This window comes from Evansella sp. AB-rgal1, assembly GCF_041820985.1.
Lineage (GTDB): Bacteria > Bacillota > Bacilli > Bacillales > Salisediminibacteriaceae > Evansella.
The window spans coordinates 22,391-41,867 of the sequence record NZ_JBGUAU010000006.1 but is presented as its reverse complement, the minus strand read 5'-3'; the positions used below and the strand labels follow the sequence as shown (position 1 = coordinate 41,867).

The 19,477-nt window shown below is 36.9% G+C and carries 21 protein-coding genes and 1 riboswitch; of the genes, 16 read left to right on the top strand and 5 right to left on the bottom strand.

Features of this window, described 5'->3' with window-relative positions; translation table 11 throughout:
- The first annotated feature begins 128 nt into the window (after positions 1–128).
- From ACERII_RS06335 to ACERII_RS06315, 5 genes are all read left to right on the top strand, one after another.
- Positions 129–716, top strand: coding sequence for a hypothetical protein (locus ACERII_RS06335; protein ID WP_373640900.1), 588 nt, complete (start codon positions 129–131; stop codon positions 714–716).
- Positions 717–996: 280 nt separating this feature from the next.
- A complete protein-coding gene (locus tag ACERII_RS06330; RefSeq protein ID WP_373640899.1) occupies positions 997–1,380 on the top strand; it encodes a GntR family transcriptional regulator in 384 nt (127 codons plus the stop codon).
- Positions 1,377–2,276, top strand: a complete 900-nt coding sequence (locus ACERII_RS06325) for an ABC transporter ATP-binding protein (protein WP_373640897.1) — start codon at positions 1,377–1,379, stop codon at positions 2,274–2,276. The genes ACERII_RS06330 and ACERII_RS06325 overlap by 4 nt, the downstream gene beginning before the upstream one ends.
- Complete coding sequence (locus ACERII_RS06320) at positions 2,257–2,991, top strand: hypothetical protein (RefSeq protein ID WP_373640895.1); 735 nt, start codon at positions 2,257–2,259, stop codon at positions 2,989–2,991. The genes ACERII_RS06325 and ACERII_RS06320 overlap by 20 nt, the downstream gene beginning before the upstream one ends.
- Positions 2,992–3,696, top strand: a complete 705-nt coding sequence (locus ACERII_RS06315) for a hypothetical protein (RefSeq protein ID WP_373640894.1) — start codon at positions 2,992–2,994, stop codon at positions 3,694–3,696.
- Between the two features lie 193 nt (positions 3,697–3,889).
- Here ACERII_RS06315 and ACERII_RS06310 read toward each other — a convergent pair whose 3' ends face one another.
- On the bottom strand, positions 3,890–4,057 hold the full coding sequence (locus tag ACERII_RS06310) for a serine protease (RefSeq protein WP_373640893.1): 168 nt from the start codon (positions 4,055–4,057) through the stop codon (positions 3,890–3,892).
- Positions 4,058–4,075: 18 nt separating this feature from the next.
- Positions 4,076–5,860: a phosphomethylpyrimidine synthase ThiC gene (gene thiC, locus ACERII_RS06305; protein WP_373640891.1), complete on the bottom strand. Its 1,785-nt coding sequence runs from the start codon at positions 5,858–5,860 to the stop codon at positions 4,076–4,078.
- A 148-nt stretch (positions 5,861–6,008) separates the two neighbouring features.
- Positions 6,009–6,123: riboswitch (TPP riboswitch) on the bottom strand.
- 302 nt (positions 6,124–6,425) lie between these two features.
- Between thiC and speD the strand changes: the two genes are divergently transcribed.
- Together speD and ACERII_RS06295 are read left to right on the top strand one after the other, a co-directional pair.
- Positions 6,426–7,244, top strand: coding sequence for an adenosylmethionine decarboxylase (speD, locus tag ACERII_RS06300; RefSeq protein WP_373640890.1), 819 nt, complete (start codon positions 6,426–6,428; stop codon positions 7,242–7,244).
- 927 nt (positions 7,245–8,171) lie between these two features.
- Entirely contained in the window at positions 8,172–8,915 is a 744-nt protein-coding gene (locus ACERII_RS06295; protein WP_373640888.1) for an SIS domain-containing protein, read from the top strand.
- A 13-nt stretch (positions 8,916–8,928) separates the two neighbouring features.
- Here the strand turns inward: ACERII_RS06295 and ACERII_RS06290 are convergent, their stop codons facing one another.
- Together ACERII_RS06290 and ACERII_RS06285 are read right to left on the bottom strand one after the other, a co-directional pair.
- Positions 8,929–9,465 (bottom strand): ribonuclease H-like YkuK family protein, encoded by a 537-nt coding sequence (locus tag ACERII_RS06290; RefSeq protein WP_373640886.1) that lies wholly within the window; start codon positions 9,463–9,465, stop codon positions 8,929–8,931.
- Between the two features lie 314 nt (positions 9,466–9,779).
- Positions 9,780–10,028 (bottom strand): DNA alkylation repair protein, encoded by a 249-nt coding sequence (locus ACERII_RS06285; RefSeq protein WP_373640884.1) that lies wholly within the window; start codon positions 10,026–10,028, stop codon positions 9,780–9,782.
- Positions 10,029–10,193: 165 nt separating this feature from the next.
- On the opposite strand from ACERII_RS06285, the gene ACERII_RS06280 reads away from it, so the two are divergent.
- From ACERII_RS06280 to ACERII_RS06255, 6 genes are all read left to right on the top strand, one after another.
- A complete protein-coding gene (locus ACERII_RS06280; protein WP_373640883.1) occupies positions 10,194–11,033 on the top strand; it encodes a sulfurtransferase in 840 nt (279 codons plus the stop codon).
- Positions 11,030–11,152: a hypothetical protein gene (locus tag ACERII_RS06275; RefSeq protein ID WP_373640882.1), complete on the top strand. Its 123-nt coding sequence runs from the start codon at positions 11,030–11,032 to the stop codon at positions 11,150–11,152. Before ACERII_RS06280 ends, ACERII_RS06275 begins: the two co-directional genes overlap by 4 nt.
- A 167-nt stretch (positions 11,153–11,319) precedes the next feature.
- The gene (locus tag ACERII_RS06270) at positions 11,320–12,669 is read left to right on the top strand and encodes a multi antimicrobial extrusion protein MatE (protein WP_373640880.1); all 1,350 of its coding nucleotides are present in this window, start codon (positions 11,320–11,322) and stop codon (positions 12,667–12,669) included.
- Positions 12,670–12,897: 228 nt separating this feature from the next.
- On the top strand, positions 12,898–14,322 hold the full coding sequence (locus ACERII_RS06265; RefSeq protein WP_373640878.1) for a PAS domain-containing sensor histidine kinase: 1,425 nt from the start codon (positions 12,898–12,900) through the stop codon (positions 14,320–14,322).
- A 396-nt stretch (positions 14,323–14,718) separates the two neighbouring features.
- Positions 14,719–15,144, top strand: a complete 426-nt coding sequence (locus ACERII_RS06260) for a hypothetical protein (RefSeq protein ID WP_373640877.1) — start codon at positions 14,719–14,721, stop codon at positions 15,142–15,144.
- 286 nt (positions 15,145–15,430) lie between these two features.
- A complete protein-coding gene (locus tag ACERII_RS06255) occupies positions 15,431–15,700 on the top strand; it encodes a hypothetical protein (RefSeq protein WP_373640875.1) in 270 nt (89 codons plus the stop codon).
- Positions 15,701–15,765: 65 nt separating this feature from the next.
- Here the strand turns inward: ACERII_RS06255 and ACERII_RS06250 are convergent, their stop codons facing one another.
- A complete protein-coding gene (locus ACERII_RS06250) occupies positions 15,766–16,332 on the bottom strand; it encodes an LOG family protein (protein ID WP_373640873.1) in 567 nt (188 codons plus the stop codon).
- A gap of 349 nt (positions 16,333–16,681) precedes the next feature.
- On the opposite strand from ACERII_RS06250, the gene ACERII_RS06245 reads away from it, so the two are divergent.
- From ACERII_RS06245 to ACERII_RS06235, 3 genes are all read left to right on the top strand, one after another.
- On the top strand, positions 16,682–17,893 hold the full coding sequence (locus ACERII_RS06245; protein ID WP_373640871.1) for an L-lactate MFS transporter: 1,212 nt from the start codon (positions 16,682–16,684) through the stop codon (positions 17,891–17,893).
- Between the two features lie 64 nt (positions 17,894–17,957).
- A complete protein-coding gene (locus tag ACERII_RS06240; RefSeq protein ID WP_373640869.1) occupies positions 17,958–18,332 on the top strand; it encodes a Na-translocating system protein MpsC family protein in 375 nt (124 codons plus the stop codon).
- A gap of 1 nt (position 18,333) precedes the next feature.
- The gene (locus ACERII_RS06235) at positions 18,334–19,419 is read left to right on the top strand and encodes a hypothetical protein (RefSeq protein ID WP_373640867.1); all 1,086 of its coding nucleotides are present in this window, start codon (positions 18,334–18,336) and stop codon (positions 19,417–19,419) included.
- Positions 19,420–19,477 lie beyond the last annotated feature (58 nt).

The window sequence follows — 19,477 nt, the reverse complement described above, 5'->3', positions numbered from 1 at the left end:
TTGCTTTTGGACCGCTTAGGTGGTCCTTTTATTTTTGTGAATCATCTCTCCAAACCTTTTTCGTTGATTAGTCAAGTTTGAACACGATAAAATTATAATAATAAAAAACTCTATGTAAGGAGATGCATATGACGGAAAAGCAAAAGGAATCATCGAATCAACTCTGGAAACAAATACTGCCTTTTATCGTAATTGCTATTCTAGTTGGTGGCATATTTGGTTTTACAATACTACAAGATGATGCAAGAAAGTATGACTTTCAACCAATTCAAAATGAATCAGGAACGGTCCACTCTGTAAAGCCAGGGGATTGGGAACTAGCACACTATAATGAAGAAGAGTTTTTCATTAAACCAGAATTAAGTATGAATATTTCCATCGGTGCTTCCTTGCTCCCACCACAAAGCATCCAGTATGACTTACTACAACAGTCAAATAGCTATGAAGAGTGGATCGAGGAACTTACGATCTATTTTGAAGAGTTTCCCGATACAGTGCAGATTATTGATACAGTTCAAAACATGCCGATTTTTTATTCACAATACGAAAATGGACCAGTGGATTTTGCTACCTTCAAAATATCAAATGGAGAACCAATGGTGATCCACCTTAGTACAAATGAAGATCTTGAATTAGATACTATCATAGAGAAGGAATTTTTCACGATATATAAGCTCATTGTAGAAAGAACTACTGCAGAAGTAATAAGTAGATAAACCTTTTTCAAAGAATGCCATTGAAAGGCTCTTACCACCTTTCAATGGCATTCTTTTTGTTACACGAAATAAATTATTTTAGCTTATCACAAAGTACGAAGGAGTTTATTCAGTCAACTCACCCCTCACGGTGATATTGTCGAAAACCTAACACTATTTTTTTCCAAAAAAAGCTTGCAAAAGTTTTTCTCACGAGTTATATTCTAATTACACAGTACATTACATCACTAATGCACTATGTTAGTAATTCAACTTATCCTCATAAGGAGGTGTCCATGTTGTGATTTTGAATACAGAAAATAATAAACCAATTTATGTCCAGATCGCGGAATGGCTGGAAACAGAAATACTGTCAGAAAGCTTCAAGCCAGACGAAAAAATCTATTCTCAATACCAGTTAGCTGAGATATTCAACATTAATCCGGCGACAGCAGCAAAAGGTCTCAATATATTGGCCGATGAAAAAATCCTTTATAAAAAGCGGGGGTTAGGGATGTTTGTGACAACAGATGCGAAAGAAATGATTATGACGAAGCGGAAAAACGAAACGTTGAAGCAAATGGTCGAGGACCTAGTCTCCGAAGCCACAAGATTAAGTGTTGCAGAAGAAGAATTGATTTCCATGATTACAACAGTCATACGAGAAGGGGAGGGGCAGTCATGAATGTAATAACAGCAAAGCATCTTACAAAGAAATACAATACGGGGAAAGCAGTAGACAATCTGACTTTTGCTATAGAAGGAAAGAAGATTACAGGACTTATCGGACGTAACGGTGCGGGGAAAACTACATTGTTAAAACTGATTGCAGGGTTTCATAAACAAACATCTGGTGAACTAAAAGTGTTCAGCGAAAATCCATTTAACAATTTGAAAGTTTCATCTAATACTATTTTTGTAGACGAACACATGACATACCCTGAATCATTGAGTATTGCAGAAATTCTCCAATTTGCAGGAACGTTTTATGAAAACTGGGATGAGGATTTAGCAAAACGGTTGTTCGATTACTTTGGTTTTTCGAAAAAGCAGTATCATAGTAGACTCTCCAAAGGAATGAGAAGTACGTTTAATATGATTATCGGCTTAGCAGCAAGGTGCCCATTAACCATCTTAGACGAACCAACTTCAGGTATGGATTCATCTGTGAGAAAAGACTTTTACCGAGCTCTTTTAAAAGATTATATTGAATTTCCAAGAGCGATCATTTTATCTAGCCATCTAGTAAATGAGGTGGAAGATATTCTAGAAGATATCATGCTTATGAAAGAAGGAGAAATAAGATTGCATAAGTCCATCAGTGATATTAAGGAATTTGCAATAGGATTACAAGGAAATCGAGAAACAATTAACCAGTTTACGAGACATACAGAAGTATTACACGAAAGCTCCATTGGAAACAGTGCTTACGTTGTTATTGAAAAAAACATAAACCAATCCGTTCTCCAAAATATGAAAAAGGCTGGCATTGAAGTGAGTTCCGTTGCAACAGAAGATCTATGTGTCTACCTCACTAGCAAAACGAAGGGAGGAATCGATGATGTTTATAACAGAGGATAATAAGATTGAAGTAACAAAGAGACAATATAAATATAAACTTAACGCGTATCTAAACGCGTTCACAGCTATGATTGCTGTTCAAATTGTGGCATTACTTTTATCTTTGTTAGGGGTAGGATCTTCGGGATACCATTCTGGTAACTTATCTTTATCTTTAAAGACTTACTCCTCTAACTTTGTTATTGCCTTTACGATGATGTGGGGGCTCGTAATCGGTATTACTATGACGACACAAGCATACCGGAATTCGGATTTTACATTCGTTACGAATCGGTTAACAAGTAATCTATCAAACATCGCATTTCTTATTACTGCGAGTATTATCGGCGGATTAACCTCGATGCTTTCTAGTAATGTTCTTAAAGTAGCTCTCGTTTTCTATTATGGAACCGAAGAGATTATAAGTAGCTTCATTTCCATGGGAGAAATACTGATTGGTCTGATCGCTGCAATCCTTTACGTATTGTTGCTCACATCTGTTGGCTATTTCGTGGGAACACTTTCTCAGCTTCATAGCATATTTAAGATTGTCATTCCTGTTGTCTTCTTTGGACTCTTATTCACTAGTCCTGGACAGGATGGAATGATAACAAAGCTATTCCAATTTTATATTGGGGAAACATCACTACTCATGTTTTCAGGGAAAGTGGTTGTCACTGCAACTGCGTTATTTATTGCTTCCATCCTTGTATCAGATCAACTGGAGGTGAGGTAAATGGGAATAAGCATAGTATTATTAGCAGTCATTATCATTGTAATTTTCTTTTCCACGAAAGGAAAAACTCCATTCTTTAATGGCTATCGTCAAAGAATAAAAAGTACCATTATTGTTTACATTTCGATACTCATTCTATCAACTGGCTTGTTTTATATATTACAAACCCAGTTATCAACCGTAAGCTCAGAAGATAATACAGAAATTATTTCCGAATTAAACAACTATGTTAACGAATTCTATAATATTCAAGATCCAAAAGAGTTGGACGAAAGTGACAAAGTAGTAAAACTGGGGGAGTGGTCCTTTCCATATTCAGACGAAGAACTAGAAATATTTACGAGTAGTTATCATTTGGTGCGAGTTCAGCAAAAAGAAACAAGCGATGAAACGATTGATGTTTCTTTTTACACAACAAGAGCATTTCAGAGCGGTATAGAATATACGGAGCTATTACAACCACCAACTGTTCGTCAAGCAAATAATAGCCTACTTATCACTGACCCAGACAGAGTAGAAATTAGCTTTGCTAAATTCGACCGAGAGTTTACCATAAATCAGTTCACAGGTGGGAGTATGATGGATGATAACCATGAGACAAGTACAACACATTTTGGGGATACTATTCTCTTTGTGAAAGTTCCAAGTAACGTAAATGTTTCTTATAGCGAAGATGGCAATATATACATTGTCGAGGATGAGTAATTTAATAGGAAAACAATAGTGTAAGGGTACGAACCAAGTCTTAATTTGAATAAGACTTGGTTTGTTTGTTCTTAGTGTTGATTAATTTATGGACCAACAGCAACCGCATGACAAGCCCCCGCAATTTAAACGATCGTTTAAAAATGATTAAGGATGGGAAAGCTAATGAGCTTTTCCATCCCTTTGGAAACAATTAATAATACAAAGAATTCACCTTATTACACTTCAAACATGTTTCGTAGTATGTGTTTTCTTGAAAGTGGTGATCACAGTTTTCTTGGAGTTCCTGTAATTGTTTTTCCAAAGAAGCAAGATATTCTTTTACTTCCTTGATTTCCACTTCCAGCATTTGTGCTTTCATGAATAGAACCTCCTCGTATTATTGATATATATTTCCTCCTGTTTGCTTAAACTCTTTTGATTTTTCCTTCATTCCTTTTTCGATTGCTTCCTCTGTATCGAGCTCATTTTCCTTAGCGTAGTTTCGGATATCTTGAGAGATTCTCATGCTGCAAAACTTTGGTCCACACATAGAACAGAAGTGGGCTGTTTTTGCACCTTCTGCTGGTAGAGTTTCATCGTGATATTCAATTGCTCGCTCAGGATCTAACGATAAGTTAAATTGATCTCTCCAGCGGAATTCAAAACGAGCTTTTGAGAGTGCGTCATCACGTTTACGAGCCCCTGGATGTCCTTTTGCAAGGTCCGCTACGTGTGCTGCAATTTTGTAGGTTATTACGCCTTCACGAACATCGTCTCTGTTTGGTAAACCTAAATGCTCTTTCGGTGTTACATAGCACAGCATCGCCGTTCCGTACCAACCGATCATCGCAGCACCAATGGCAGAAGTAATATGATCATATCCAGGCGCTATATCCGTTGTTAATGGTCCTAGGGTATAGAAAGGAGCTTCTTTACAGATTTCTAATTGTTTATCCATGTTTTCCTTAATTAAGTGCATCGGTACGTGACCAGGTCCTTCCACCATTACCTGAACATCATGCTCCCACGCAATTTTTGTTAGCTCTCCAAGTGTTTCAAGCTCTGCAAATTGCGCTTCATCGTTGGCATCTGCAATAGAACCTGGACGTAACCCATCTCCTAAAGAGAAGGAGATGTCGTATTGCTTCATAATTTCACAGATTTCCTCAAAGTGAGTATATAAGAAGTTTTCTTTATGGTGGAATAGACACCATTGCGCCATAATAGATCCACCACGAGACACTATTCCAGTTAGTCGTTTCGCTGTTAATGGAACATAACGTAAGAGAACGCCAGCGTGAATCGTGAAATAGTCCACTCCTTGCTCCGCTTGTTCAATAAGCGTATCACGATACACTTCCCACGTTAGGTCTTCCGCTACACCATTCACTTTTTCTAGTGCTTGATAAATGGGCACTGTACCCACGGGAACAGAGGAATTGCGAATAATCCATTCTCTCGTTGTATGTATGTTTTTCCCTGTTGATAGATCCATGATTGTGTCTGCACCCCAGCGAGTAGCCCACGTCATTTTTTCTACTTCTTCCTCAATAGAAGAGGAGACAGCAGAATTCCCAATATTCGCATTTATTTTCACATGGAAGTTTCGTCCGATAATCATTGGTTCGATTTCTGGGTGATTGATGTTCGCGGGGATAATCGCACGACCTCTAGCCACTTCCTCACGAACGTATTCAGCATCTAAGTTTTCGCGTATTGCGATAAACTCCATTTCAGGAGTGACGATTCCTTTTTTTGCATAATACAGCTGTGTGACGTTTTGTCCTGATTTCGCACGTAATGGTTTCCGTTTTAATCCTGGAAAAACGTTGTGGTTCGCTCTTGGATCTTGTTGATCTTTATATCCATTGTCTTCCGGCATAATCTCACGACCATCATATGCTTCAACATCATTTCTCTCTTCAATCCACTGCTGACGAAGAGGGGGAAGTCCTTCATGAATATTGATGTTGTATGCAGGATCTGTGTAAGGGCCGCTTGTGTCATATACACGAACAGGTGCATTTTCTTCTTCTCCAAAATTACCTGTTGTAGGGGATAGTGCTATTTCTCTCATTGGTACTTGTAAATCTGATCTTGAGCCTTGAACGTAAACCTTTTTGCTTCCGGTAAAACTAGACATGATGGAAATGTTTGCTTCGTTAAGTGATGATGTGGACATAAAAAAATCTCTCCTTTTTTTGTGTAGTGAAAAGGACGAGATCTAGAACACAGCAGGGGATGACATTCAAATGATCATAAGAAAAAGCCGGAACTAACCTTAAAAATAAGGCTGGACCCGGCTTATATGATCGAAGTGTATGTAAAAACACTACATATTCTAACTTCCCCACGCTGGTATGAACCAGATCAGGTCCGAAGGGTCAAGAAACCTCGTAGCGTTTCTTTCTCAGCCCAACTCATTGGACCCCCCTAGTTATTGCTATTCATTTCCATTTCAGTATACATGATCCAGAAATAATTTCAACCATTTTTTTAATATTCTTAAATTAATATCAGATATTTAGTTTTCATAATTAATATTATGTAAACTAACTAACTGATTTAAACCATATTTTAGCAGACCTTCCAAATAGTATATTAAAATTCCAGATGGTTATCAGTTTCGATATCAATTCTTGTTTTTTTCCGGAAATGATTGGGTATCATACATAAATAGAAGTAGGACAACAGAGAACTATCTGTAACTATGCTTATCATAAAAAGTTGTAAAGGGGAAATTCACATTGTCATTAACACCGGAGCAACGTGTACAATTACATGAATTCAATAACCTGACGAAGTCACTCAGCTTTAATATGTATGATATTTGTTATACAGAAACGAAAAAAGATCGAGAAGCTTATATCGCTTATATTGATGAGCAGTATAATGCCGATCGTTTAACAAACATACTGAAAAATGTGGCGGATATTATTGGGGCACACGTCCTAAATGTGGCAAAGCAGGATTATGTGCCACAAGGGGCAAGTGTGACTATGTTAGTTTCCGAAGGACCCGTTGTGGAGGTTCCTTCGGAGCGTTTCGAGGAATCACCAGGTCCTTTACCGGAAGCGGTGACCATGAGCTTAGATAAGAGTCATATTACTGTTCATACATACCCTGAATATCATCCGAGCGAAGGCATTAGTACGTTCCGTGCAGATATTGATGTTGCCACTTGCGGAGAAATTTCTCCGTTAAAAGCGCTTAACTATTTAATCCATTCCTTTGATACGGATATTATGACGATGGACTATCGTGTTCGTGGTTTTACACGTGATATTAATGGTCATAAGTTATTTATTGATCACGATATTAGCTCCATTCAAAACTATATTCCCGACGAAGTGAAACAATTGTTCGACATGATCGATGTGAACATTTATCAAGAAAACATTTTTCATACAAAATGTAAGTTGAAGGATTTTGATCTAAATAATTATCTTTTTGGTAAGAAAAAAGATCAGTTAGAGGATGATGAAATTAACAAGATAACAGAACGTCTACAGCTTGAGATGGACGAGATTTATTATGGGAAAAACATGAGTAACAATAACAATTAGCTCAGGTATACACACACAGCGTGAGAGCACGAACAATATGTTTCGTGCTCTTTCGTTATTTAATAAAGGAGAGCTGATTTTTCATATATGTTTAGTTTCCTCAAGGTGCGAGATGCCTATTGATTTGAAAAAAAGAGAGTGTGACGTTGTGTAACGGGTTAAGTTACCTATCGCAAACATTAAAAATGTAACGTAAAATGACTACTGAATTGTTCTGTAATTTCTAGTCACTTTTTTATTGTGATATAAAGCCATTTGTCCTTTCATTTCCATATTACAATATATTTCTATACACTCAAGTAACATACAAAAGTGTAGATTGAAATGTAAACTTGCACTGGACAATGTACCCCAACTATCTTTTTCCCTTGTTGTCAAAAGGAAGTATGGTTTTTTACGTTAAAATGATAGTAGTGAGAAACCAGAGATTGTGAAATTAAGCACTTAAAGCTAGTGGGGATGATTGTGAAGATTGATTTTTGCAACATACGAAGTTTTTTCCTTTTGAATTACCAAAGATACTTAAAATAAGGGGAGATTTTCCTTTTAAGCTTCAGAATATAGCTTGGATAGGGGGAAATAAGGGTAGTTTCTCCCCCTATTATATCAACCCATGTTGCTGATTTTCTTATTAGTCCGAGTGGGTCCAATCATGTATAACTGGGTTATTTTTTTAAAACAAAAAGCACTGCTAAATACAGCGCAATTTAATATACATTTCCACATACATTTTGGTACGTAAATGATAGTTTTGCGATAGGTAACGGAACCTGTTATGACGTTGTCACGTCTTTTTTAGAGAAGATACGTGTGAAAAAAGACGTCAGGAACCAATTTGTGCCATCTTTAGTCCTTTCGAGAAGGAAGACCTTTCTTTAGTGTAGAAACTACTATAATAAACTAAGTTTTGAAAAACGAGGTGAATTTATGATAACGACGTATTTTCAAAAGATAGAAGAAAAGCTTAAAATGGTCTTATTAAACGAACAAAAACAGATGGAACTTGCTGCAGAGAAGATTGCGGAAAGTATTCAAGGGGGTGGGATTGTCCAATTGTTTGGCTGTGGTCATTCTCATATCTTAACCGAGGAAGTGTTCTATCGAGCAGGGGGATTAGCTCCTATAAAGCCTATTTTTCATGAGCCTTTAATGCTCCATGAAGGCGTAGTCAGATCTTCCCAATTAGAGAGGCAAAATGACTATGCTGCTTCTTTTATACAAAGTGAGGATATTCATGAAACCGATTGTATGATCGTTTTATCTACGTCAGGAAGAAACCCGGTTCCAGTGGATGTTGCTTTGTTTTCTAAACAAAAAGGGGCTTATGTTATTGGTGTTACATCGATTACATATTCAGAAAGTCAGCCTCCTCGTCATAAGCTGGGGCTGCGGTTAGGTGATGTAGTCGATCTAGTGATTAATAATCATTCAGAGATTGGTGATGCGGTTTTGTTCCATGATGAAATAGAGGTTCCATTTGCACCCACGTCGACGGTTGTTGGAGCGACGATAGTAAATAGTATCTTTGCAGAAGCAATAAAGATTATGACTAGCAACGGTTTTGAGCCTCCAGTTTTTTTAAGTGGAAATTTAGAGGGTGCAGATGGTCATAATTCCGTTTTGGTTGAAAAATATAAAGGACGTATCCCGTTACTTGCTGTACGGGAATAGATCTGTATTTTTCTTATTTTGTGTATCTATTTGCATACGAGCTTGCTACAAACGAGTCGGGCTTAATTTTTGGTTCTAAACCCATAGATTCAATGCGTGATACCATTTCTCTTACGAAAATGCGCGTTTTGTTGCGACTCTTTGCACCAATATCAATATGACCTTCGATGGTAAAGGAGGCACCTTTGTACACATAAGGAAGAACTATGTTGATGAGCCGATCTTTTTTTTCATCTGTAAACATGGATGCAACTTCTTCTGTTAACGAGGTTTCTAATGAGATTTTCTCTTGAAGATTATTTACTTGTCTTGGTATATTCACCTTACGAATACAAGCCCATGCTCCTTTTCCTTCTTGTTGGATGACGATGCCAGTAACGAACCTTGTGTATTTCGGATGTACTTGAGAGTCCGTACCAAACATGAGTCGGTATGTGCCATTTGGATCACGATTCATAAATTTAACAATTCTTTCGAACACTTGTTCAAACGTCATATTTTTTTCATGCAGATTTTCAAATGAGTAGTTAAGAGCTCTTAGGTTCCTCATATAAACACCTATTCTTTCCTCTCTTTTCATAAGATGATTTACTAAAATAGAATGTTCTATCGAAGACACAGAAAAAGTTCGCTTTCGGGTCCTCAGTTCTTACTACATGTCTATTCAAGTTTTTAGATTTTAGTGTTTTTTCTTTGTAAAAAAATTGTTTTGGAGTGTGTTGGTTGTGTAAATGGTCAGATATAGTGAGGGATGGAAGGCATATTTTTTATTATATCTATATGTGTTGTTTTAAATAAACGTTTAATTAATTTTTCATATAGGGGGCATTCTTTCTGTGTTGGAGAGGAGAATGCCCCTGTAAATTAGCGTTTATTACTGGAAGCGAAACTAACGAACATTTTTTCATCTTCTACTAAGCCACAGGATCCACATTGAATTTTTTGTGCAGGTCCTTTGTAAGCAACGTGAAATGGATCTAGGTTATCATTCGTGAATTGTTGGACAACCTCTCCTGACTGTGGATCTAATTTTACTGGTGTTGCTACTTGTTCGATAATATTAAAACGAGATCGATTTGTTTTACAGCTTGGGCATAAATAAGGATTTGTCATAAACATTGCACCTCCTAAGGGTATTATTCCCATTAGATGAAATATTTATTTATCCATCCCGTTTTTAATATTGGGGGTCTAGTCTATATAAACAATTATTATTTTAGAGGAAATGGTCTATTATTAGCGAACTTCTAGGTAGGGAAAAGAGAGGGGAGTATGCTAATGATATACAAAAATATCGTTACTTCAGAAGAGTTAAGAGATAGAGTAGAAGATAAGTCAGTGGTAATTGTAGATTGTCGTTTTCAGCTTGGTGAGCCTACAAAAGGTCTAGAAGAATTTAACAAGGATCATCTAACTGGGGCACTCTATTTTGATTTAGAAAAAGATCTTTCCGCTACCATCAGTAAGCATGGCGGTAGACACCCGCTACCAAACATAGAGAAATTTGTACAATTGTTGAGTAGGGTTGGTATCGATTCGTCGAAAAAGGTAATTGCTTATGACGATCAAGGTGGAGCAATGGCAGCACGGTTATGGTGGATGCTAAAGTATGTAGGGCATGACAACGTCGCTATTTTAAACGAAGGATTTTCACATTGGAAAAAGAAGGGGTACCCTACTACTAAGGAAGTCGTAGAAAGCGAACCTACTAATTTTGTACCAAACATACAATACAACATGCTTCAAAGTAAGGAAGAAGTAATGGATTCGTTGAATGATCCAAATGTACTTCTGATTGATTCTCGTGCAGAAGAACGATTTACTGGAAAAATTGAACCCATCGATCCTGTAGCAGGTCACATTCCTGGAGCTGTAAATGAAGATTGGCAGCATCGGTTGACAAAGACAGGTGAGTGGAAATCAAAAGAAGACTTAGAGAAGGACTTAGGAAAGTACCGAGATGATAGGAAGCAGTTAATCGTGTATTGCGGTTCCGGTGTAACTGCATGTGCAAATATCATCGCGTTAACAGAGTTGGGATTGAAGCCGAAGCTATATGCAGGTAGCTGGAGTGATTGGATTACGTATGAGGAGAATTCGGTGGAGGTAGGGAAGTGAATAATTACTTGCACGATGGAGAACAAAAATACGCTGAGGCGTATTTAGTACTTTCAACTATATACGAATGGGCTGAAACGAATGGAATAATAATCAACAACATTAGAAATACTAGATAAGTTAAACGCTATTGATACGTGTATTTTCAGGGTACACAAAAAGACTTAATAGGACTCTTCTTCTATACAATGACATAAAATCTCTATAAATATATCTTGTAATACAATAACAACGTTGTTATATTACAAGTAGTTCATAAAATTAACAAACATGAAGGTGATGGGAAATGGGAAATGATGAAGGTGAACAACTTCGTATAAAAACGTTATTGTTCTTTTTTATTCCTCTTGGATTATCAGCAAGCCTTGTTACAGTCTCGCATGTTATTATTAATAGTACGCTAGCTCGTGCGAACAATGCTGAGTTTATCATAGCGAGCTATGCGATCGCTATGAGTATTTTTGTTTTCACAGAAAGAGTTGCAGTTCTTCTTCGCCAAACTTGTTCGGCGTTAGTGCGCGATAAACGCTCCTTTCAACAGATGTTTCATGTATTTCTCTATGTTGTCACGAGTTTATTTTTATTAGCAGCTTTTATTGCTTTTACCCCTACAGGTACATGGATCATTGCTTCTGTGTTTGGAATAAGTGATGAAATGGCATTTCAAGTTAAGCACATATACCAAGTACTTATTTTTGTAACCATTTTTTCTGCGACGCGATGTCTGTATCAAGGAGTCATTATATATAATCGAAAAACAAAATGGTTAACGATTGGAATGGTTGTACGACTCTCCGCCATGTATGCATTGTCTATGTACTTTATCTCTCAAGGCACTATTACAGGTCGGTCAGGAGCTATTATTTTCTTAACAGGAATGGCAATTGAAGCAATGATAAGTTTGTGGGAAGGGAAACGACTTATTAAGACCCTTCCATCTGAGCTAGAAGAGCATAAGATTAAAAAGAAAAAACAAATTTTCACATTTTATACTCCACTTGTACTTTCTTCTTTCTTCACTGTTTTAATCGGTCCAAGTATCAATATATTTTTGGGGAAAACATCGATGATCGAATTAGCGATTGCTTCTTATGCCATTGCACTAAGTATTACTCAGCTCGTTATCAGTTTTTTTTCCTACACTCATCAAATTGTATTAAATTTCTTCGAAAACAATCCGAAGAAAGTGGTGAAGTTTAGTTTTATAATTGGATTATTTCCATGTATTCTTCTCGGTATATTTACGTACACACCAATAGGTCCCTGGTTTATGGCAAACATTATGGGGCTGAATGATCGGTTAATTGTAGCAAGCTTAGATTGTCTAAAAATATTTATGCTATTATCTCTTGTTTTTCCTTATTTAGACTTTTTCAATGGAATGCTGATGCTGAAAAACCAAACTCGATTTATGATCGTCTCACAAATGACGAACTTAGCCGTTACAGTTCTTGTATTATTTGTAACGATAGGATATTTTTCCCATTGGAATGGTGCGATTGGAGCACTTGCTCAATCAATTGGTTTACTAATGGAGTTAGTCATTATTGTGTGTTTCTTTTCGTATTATCGCTTATGTCAACCACTTAATAGCAAAGCTAAAAACACGGGTCAAAAGGAAAAAGAAACGAATTAATGAAGACACTCCTACTAAATTCATAGTAGGAGTTTTTAATTTAGTCCAAAAGCCTTATACAATATTTTTCCAAACAAGCAGGAATTGAATATTCATTCATAGAAAGTACTATAGTCGAAATAATTTAATAAAAATCGGGGATATAATTTCTAATACTAAATGATTTTGCTTGTATATTACTAACTTATTCTCACATAAGAGGAAGATTTCCCAGAAGGAGTTATCAGAATGATCAGTAGGCTTATTGATGAATCCAAGTATACAAAAGGGCAAAGTGATGCAGAGTGTTACCAGAAGTTCATGGAGCATTGTACTGATTTATATACGTGTCATACGGATCAAGGTATGATTAGTTATATTTCCCCAACAGTAAAACAATTATTGGGTTATGATTCAACAGAACTATTAGGTAAATCACTTCATAATATCTGCCATCCTGATGATAGAGAAAAAATCAAACGGTTGTTTCAATACGATGTATCTTCAACAAGAACGAATTACCGCGTTAGAAAAAAAGGTGGAGAATACATTTGGTTTGAAACTTCCTGTAAGAAGCATAGGAATGGCGATACAATAGAATATTTATGCATCACAAGGGATGTTACACATAATATTATTGCCGAGTTAGAATTACAAGAAAACAAAACGAAATATGAGTTATTAGTGGAAAACTTCCAAGACACTGTAGGAATTATTACACTTGATGGATATTGGATTTATCTTAATCAAGCTGGAGTAAAGCTTTTCGGAGTAACAAGAAAAGAAGAGATTATTGGGAAAAATATTGTAGAATTCATCAGTAAAGATGATGAACAACGAATACGAAATTACTTCGTAGATCATAACAATAAAACATTGGAAGTGACAGTTCTGCGATGCGATTTTGATACTAAACAAGTAGAAGTAAAAGTTCTGCCAAGAGTATATCGTAATCGAGAAACTTTCCAGATAGTATTGCGCGATATCACAGAGCATAAAAAAACAGAGGAACTTATGTACCGCTCAGAAAAGCTTTCGGTAATTGGTCAGTTAGCTGCAGGAATTGCTCATGAGATTCGCAATCCATTGACAACTGTAAAGGGATTTACACAACTAATGAAATCAGGACATGGACAAGAATTCTTGCATGTTATGATTGATGAAATGGATCGTATTGAACAAACCATTAGCGATTTATTAATATTGGGGAAACCACAAGTATCAAATATTGAGAAAATAAATGTACAGACTGTTATTGAAAGTACCGTATCATTACTTTCTGCAGAAGCACTTTTACACAACATAGAGTTAGTGCAGGAGTGTGATCTTCCTGAACCCTATATGGAAGGGGAAGAAGATAAATTAAAATTAGTGTTTATTAATATTATTAAAAATGCTATTGAAGCGATGCCGAATGGTGGGAAAATTTATATTACTGCAGAACAAGAAGATGGAACGATAGTAATAAAAATAATGGATAAAGGAATTGGGATCCCACCAGAACGTTTGAAAAAACTTGGAGAACCTTTTTATAGTAATAAAGAAAAAGGAACTGGTTTAGGATTGATGATATGTAATCGAATTATTAAAAACCATCAAGGTAGTTTGCAAATAGAAAGTAAAGTAAACGAAGGTACTACATTATCAGTTCGTCTACCGAAAACACTATCTTAAATGTAAAAGGAGGTATTCACCCCCTTTTTTTTGAAGGATAGAATTAATAAAATTTTTGAACTTAGAAAGGTGTCTAGCTCCAGGCGCCAGGACCTCGTGTCAAATGTTCTGGCCGATTAAAAAGTAAAAAGCACTTTTTATCGTCCAGAACATTTGCATTTCGGTCCTGAGAATGCGCCTTGCGCTTTTCTTATTTGATAATTAACTTTAAACAACTGTTTGTATTACTTCCAAATTATGTTGAACGTATACCTGTACAGTCATTGCAAACAATAATAGGAAATTAGAAAACACACGTTCCACGATAAACTAAAAAGATTCAATTAGTACTGCTGGTTTACCCTCTTGTCTTACATTTTGCTATACGTTGCACAATTGATATGAAGGAGGGAAGACATGATTTCTTTCCGAGGTGACGCTCATAAGTTTTACTTAAAAATAAGGAGAAACCATACAGAAGGGAATAACCTCCAAGAGTTAAAAGAACTACAGGAGATAAAGGATATCAGATTTTTTTATCGATCCTTAACGACGACAACATTAGAAAATATTCATTATCGTATTATCAAAGAAAAAAATGGATCTGGGTTAATTCCCATATTAGTCACAACTGTTCCTTGGATACTGTTTATTTTTAGTAAGCAACTCCATTCCTACTTTGATGCAGCAAGTAATTATGTCTGGATTACATTTGCAATCGCTTTTTTGATCGCGATTTTTATAAGTGTATATATTCATTTCAAGGAGCGTGCGTGGGCTACAGTCCATTCAAGAATCATTGAAGATATAATCTCCGAACGATCTAACAAACATGAATATTAACGCAGATTCCTCAGAGTGAATGTGAGGGAGAAGAGGTAGGGTTCTCCCTCAGGATATAATTAGTTACGATAGCGTTTCTACAATAGAGTAGAGCGTTTTTTTGATTTGTAGGAAATGATAAAGATCTTATTGCACCTGAACTTAACGTTCTAGAGGTAATCTTGAAGCTGATTGAAAAATTGATATCAAAAGGCCGCAGTGGCGACATTTTCGATAACTTAGTTACCATGAATGTATATAGAGAAAATTGGAATACTAATATAAATCTTGGTAAAGGAGTATCAATATGCCCGATCATAATGGAATGGAATATGCTATTTCCAATCAATACAAAGATATTTTTTTTCATGCAGAAACGATGATCATTTTTCGCCAGAATGAAAAGTCTGTCCAATTCAGATTGAAGGATCATAATGGTCCAAGAGGATACGGAACAATGCCGATTCAGAATTTTTTATATTTACTAAAAAAGAAAAATCTACAAGAACTACCAAATAACCGCTTACTTCTGGAAAAACAATTATTGGATGAAGAAAACCAAGAGCAAATCGGATAAAAGAATGTGATGCAGACAAAAAAACAGGATAACGAACAAACATTCGTAACCCTGTTTTTTCACACTTACATCCACTTATTTTCTTTACTTGGCGTGAATTTTTCCATCAAGCTAAGTATTTCCTTTGGATCATCAGACACTATCAAACCCTCTAGGAATTCCTGCTTGATAAACCCTTGATCTACTTGATGTTGGAAAAATGAGATGAGTTGATCAAAAAATCCATTTATATTCAACACACCAATTGGTTTATGATGATATCCTAATTGTTGCCACGTTAATGCTTCTGTTAACTCCTCAATCGTACCGATGCCTCCTGGAAGAGCGATAAATCCATCCGCTGCATCATACATTTTTGCTTTTCGCTCATGCATTGTATCCACCACAACTAGATCTGTTAACTCTACATGCTCTACGTTCTCATATATTTTCTTCGGTATAATCCCAATTACTTTTCCTTGCTCTTCTAATACAGACCGAGCAAGTTCGCCCATTAACCCCACATTTCCTCCGCCATACACTAAGCCAATTTGCTTCTCAGTTAACATCTTTCCTAATTTAATCACCTGCTGTTTATAAATTTCCGTTACACCAAAGTTAGAGCCACAGAATACACAAATAGATTTAAACATGATTTGTCACCAATCTTTCTACATCGTTATCGCTCTATTATATAATATGTCTTATAGATTTCACATGAAAAACAAAATCATTGACAGTGTGAGAAAATATGCCGTATACTAAGTTAAATATCATACATAGAAGTCTGGGTAGCTTTTGCCAATGTTCTTTTGAACAGGGGGAAAGGAAGTCCGTAAAACTTCTGCATGGAAAACTTACAATAATATATTTGGTTGCTAACGTAATCACTTTTTATAGTGCGTACAATAGAGACCAACGTGGATGAATAGCAGTTATTCATCCTACGTTGGTCTCTTTTTTTCTATAATTGCCATTTCCAAATTCAAGGAGGTAGACAATATGAATCGATGGTTTGTAGTACTAGGAGCAATTATTATTCAAATTAACTTAGGAGCGGTATATGCGTGGAGTTTGTTTAACACGCCACTTATTGAAAAATTCGGTTGGGATCGTGAAGGGGTAGTGTTCACTTTCTCTATTACTATTGCGGTGTTTGCATTTGTGACGATCTTTGCTGGGAGGCTTCAGGATCGAATCGGTCCTCGCTGGGTTGCTACCGCAGGGGGAGTATTTCTTGGAATTGGTTTATTATTAGCAAGTCAAGCAACAACATTAACACAGCTATACATCTTTTATGGAGTGATTGGTGGAATTGGTATCGGGCTCACGTATGTTTGTCCTCTTTCCGCATGTGTGAAGTGGTTCCCTGATAAGAGAGGACTTATTAGTGGTATTGCCGTAGCAGGTTTTGGATTAGGTGGACTTATTTTTAAACCAATCATCAATCTATTTATTGCAAACGTTGGAGTTTCTCAGTCTTTTTTCTATATTGGGTTAATCTACTTTGTTTGCGTGGTTGCAGGGGCACAGTTGCTGCGAAATCCTCCTGCTTCAGAACCAGCAACTGGATCAGTACAGAACTTGATTAGGAGTAATGACGCTCAGTTTTCTCCAAAAGAGATGGTGAAAACGACACCGTTTTACTTGTTATGGTTTATGTTCTTATTCGGAAGTATGGCTGGGCTTATGGTAATCAGTTTTGCGGTGGATATTGGTGTAGAGGTTGCTGCGTTGACGGTGGAGCGTGCTGCGAATGCGGTGATGGTGATTGCGTTGTTTAATGCGGGTGGCCGGATTGTGTTAGGGAATATTTCGGATCGTTTTGGTCGAAAAAATACGTTGATGTTTGTTTACGGATTGACCGCTGTTACGTTGTTTTATATGAGTCTTGGTGTGATGAATTATCCTATGTTTCTAGTGACTGTGTCGGTAATTGGATTTTGTTTCGGTGGGTTTTTATCTTTGTATCCTTCGATTACGGCTGATTATTATGGAACGCGAAACATGGGGAGTAATTATGGATTGATGTATCAGGCGTATGGTATTTCTGCGTTTGCTGGTCCATTTATTGTAGGGATGCTTCCGTTTACTTCAGCATTTTTTGTTGCCGCGTTGTTCTGTGTACTAGCGTTGGTGCTGGCTCGATTTGTTGTGGTGCCTGTGAAATCAGAGAAGGCAGCAGTTTATAAGGAAAATCCAGTACACGAATAAGAGTTGACACGTTGAGTTAGAACCGCTACACTTTTTTCATAGTAAAAGATGAAGGTGACGATAGATGAGTAAATCAAAAGGTTTTATCGAAGCGGAGATTAGTAAGACGTTAACGCAGTGGGAAAAGGATTATCTTGGCCGTGGGTCTGTATCTGTGAAGACGGATATTTTGCGTGATATGATTATCGTTTCGCTACAGGGAGTGCTGACTCCTGCGGAATATACCCTTAGCAAAACAAAAGAGGGCAAGTCGCAAATTAAGAAGACTCGGACGGATTTAGTGGAGACTGGTGTTGAGACGTTACGGGAGATGATGAAAGAGATCACAGGTGAAAAAGTGATTAGCTTTCATACAGATATAAGTACAAGTACTGGGGAACGGTTAATTGTTTTTAAGTTGGCTACAAATTACGAAGAAACTTTCTTAGTGAGTAAATAGGATGGAACCAAATAACAGTTATTATCGTAATGATAGTAGCTGTTTTTTTACTGCTTGTTTTTCTGAATTTTATGATATTATGGGAGATATTGGCTTATTGTTGGGAGGAGAACATAGGATGAAAAAGTGGTGGTTCGGAATAGCAATTGGATTGATCATTATCATTGGCTTGTCAATTTTATGGTGGAGTTTACAATCTCCTTTATCAAGTGGGGTATATGTTGAAAAGCAAGCTGGTTTGGCCATAGCAGAGGTAGATAAAGCTGATAAAACGATCCCTTTTTCATTGCCTGTTCAATGGGTAAAAGCACATCCTTGGGAAAAAGCGCCTACACTAGACGATATTTTGTTGATCGATTCCGACGGGGATATTATTAGTACCATGGAGGGCGGTTATGTGTTGTCTTATTCTGCCGGTGATTGGTATGACAGAGTCATTACTACAGAGATAGAATTGTATGTGAACGCAGAGGCTATGGCCGAAGAATCTCTTATGAGCTATTATCCATTAACGAATTCTTTAAAAGATTCTTATGAGTTAGATGAATTTCAATTCACCATCAGTGGGAAGGACTTCGTTTTCCCACTGCAGGACACATACAAAATACTGCCGATTGTTCCTATAGGCTCTGAATCGCCTAATGCGTGGGAAATGCAAGGGTATTCTCCCGTGTTGAGCGATGACCACAGTGTGATGAAGGGATATATATTCCATTTAGAAGGTGACTCGAGCCATGCAGTATTGGAGGATATTCATTACTGGTTCCCAGGAATGTCAGACGAATATTTAGAGGCGGAAGTCCTCTATTTAAATGATTGGGATTTCAGTACCGACGAAAGATACAAAGTGATCGATGAAGGGGAACAGCTGTCCTTGCCTTTGGAAGTGGAGAACAATAGTTTGCTGCTGTATTTCCCTTTGACAGAAGAAATTATTGAGCGGGTGGAGGATTCCTTGCTCCGTTCCATGCCACGATTCATCTTCTCTGATGATGGTAGTTCCTCGTATTATGTGGATGGAGGCATGAGCATTGGCCCTTTTGTGCGAGATAAAGATTGGAACGAACACGTGATCTCAGCTAAATAAATAAGAAAGCTTCGCACCTTTTGTTACATGGATGCGAAGCTTTTTCTTTTTGTTTTGG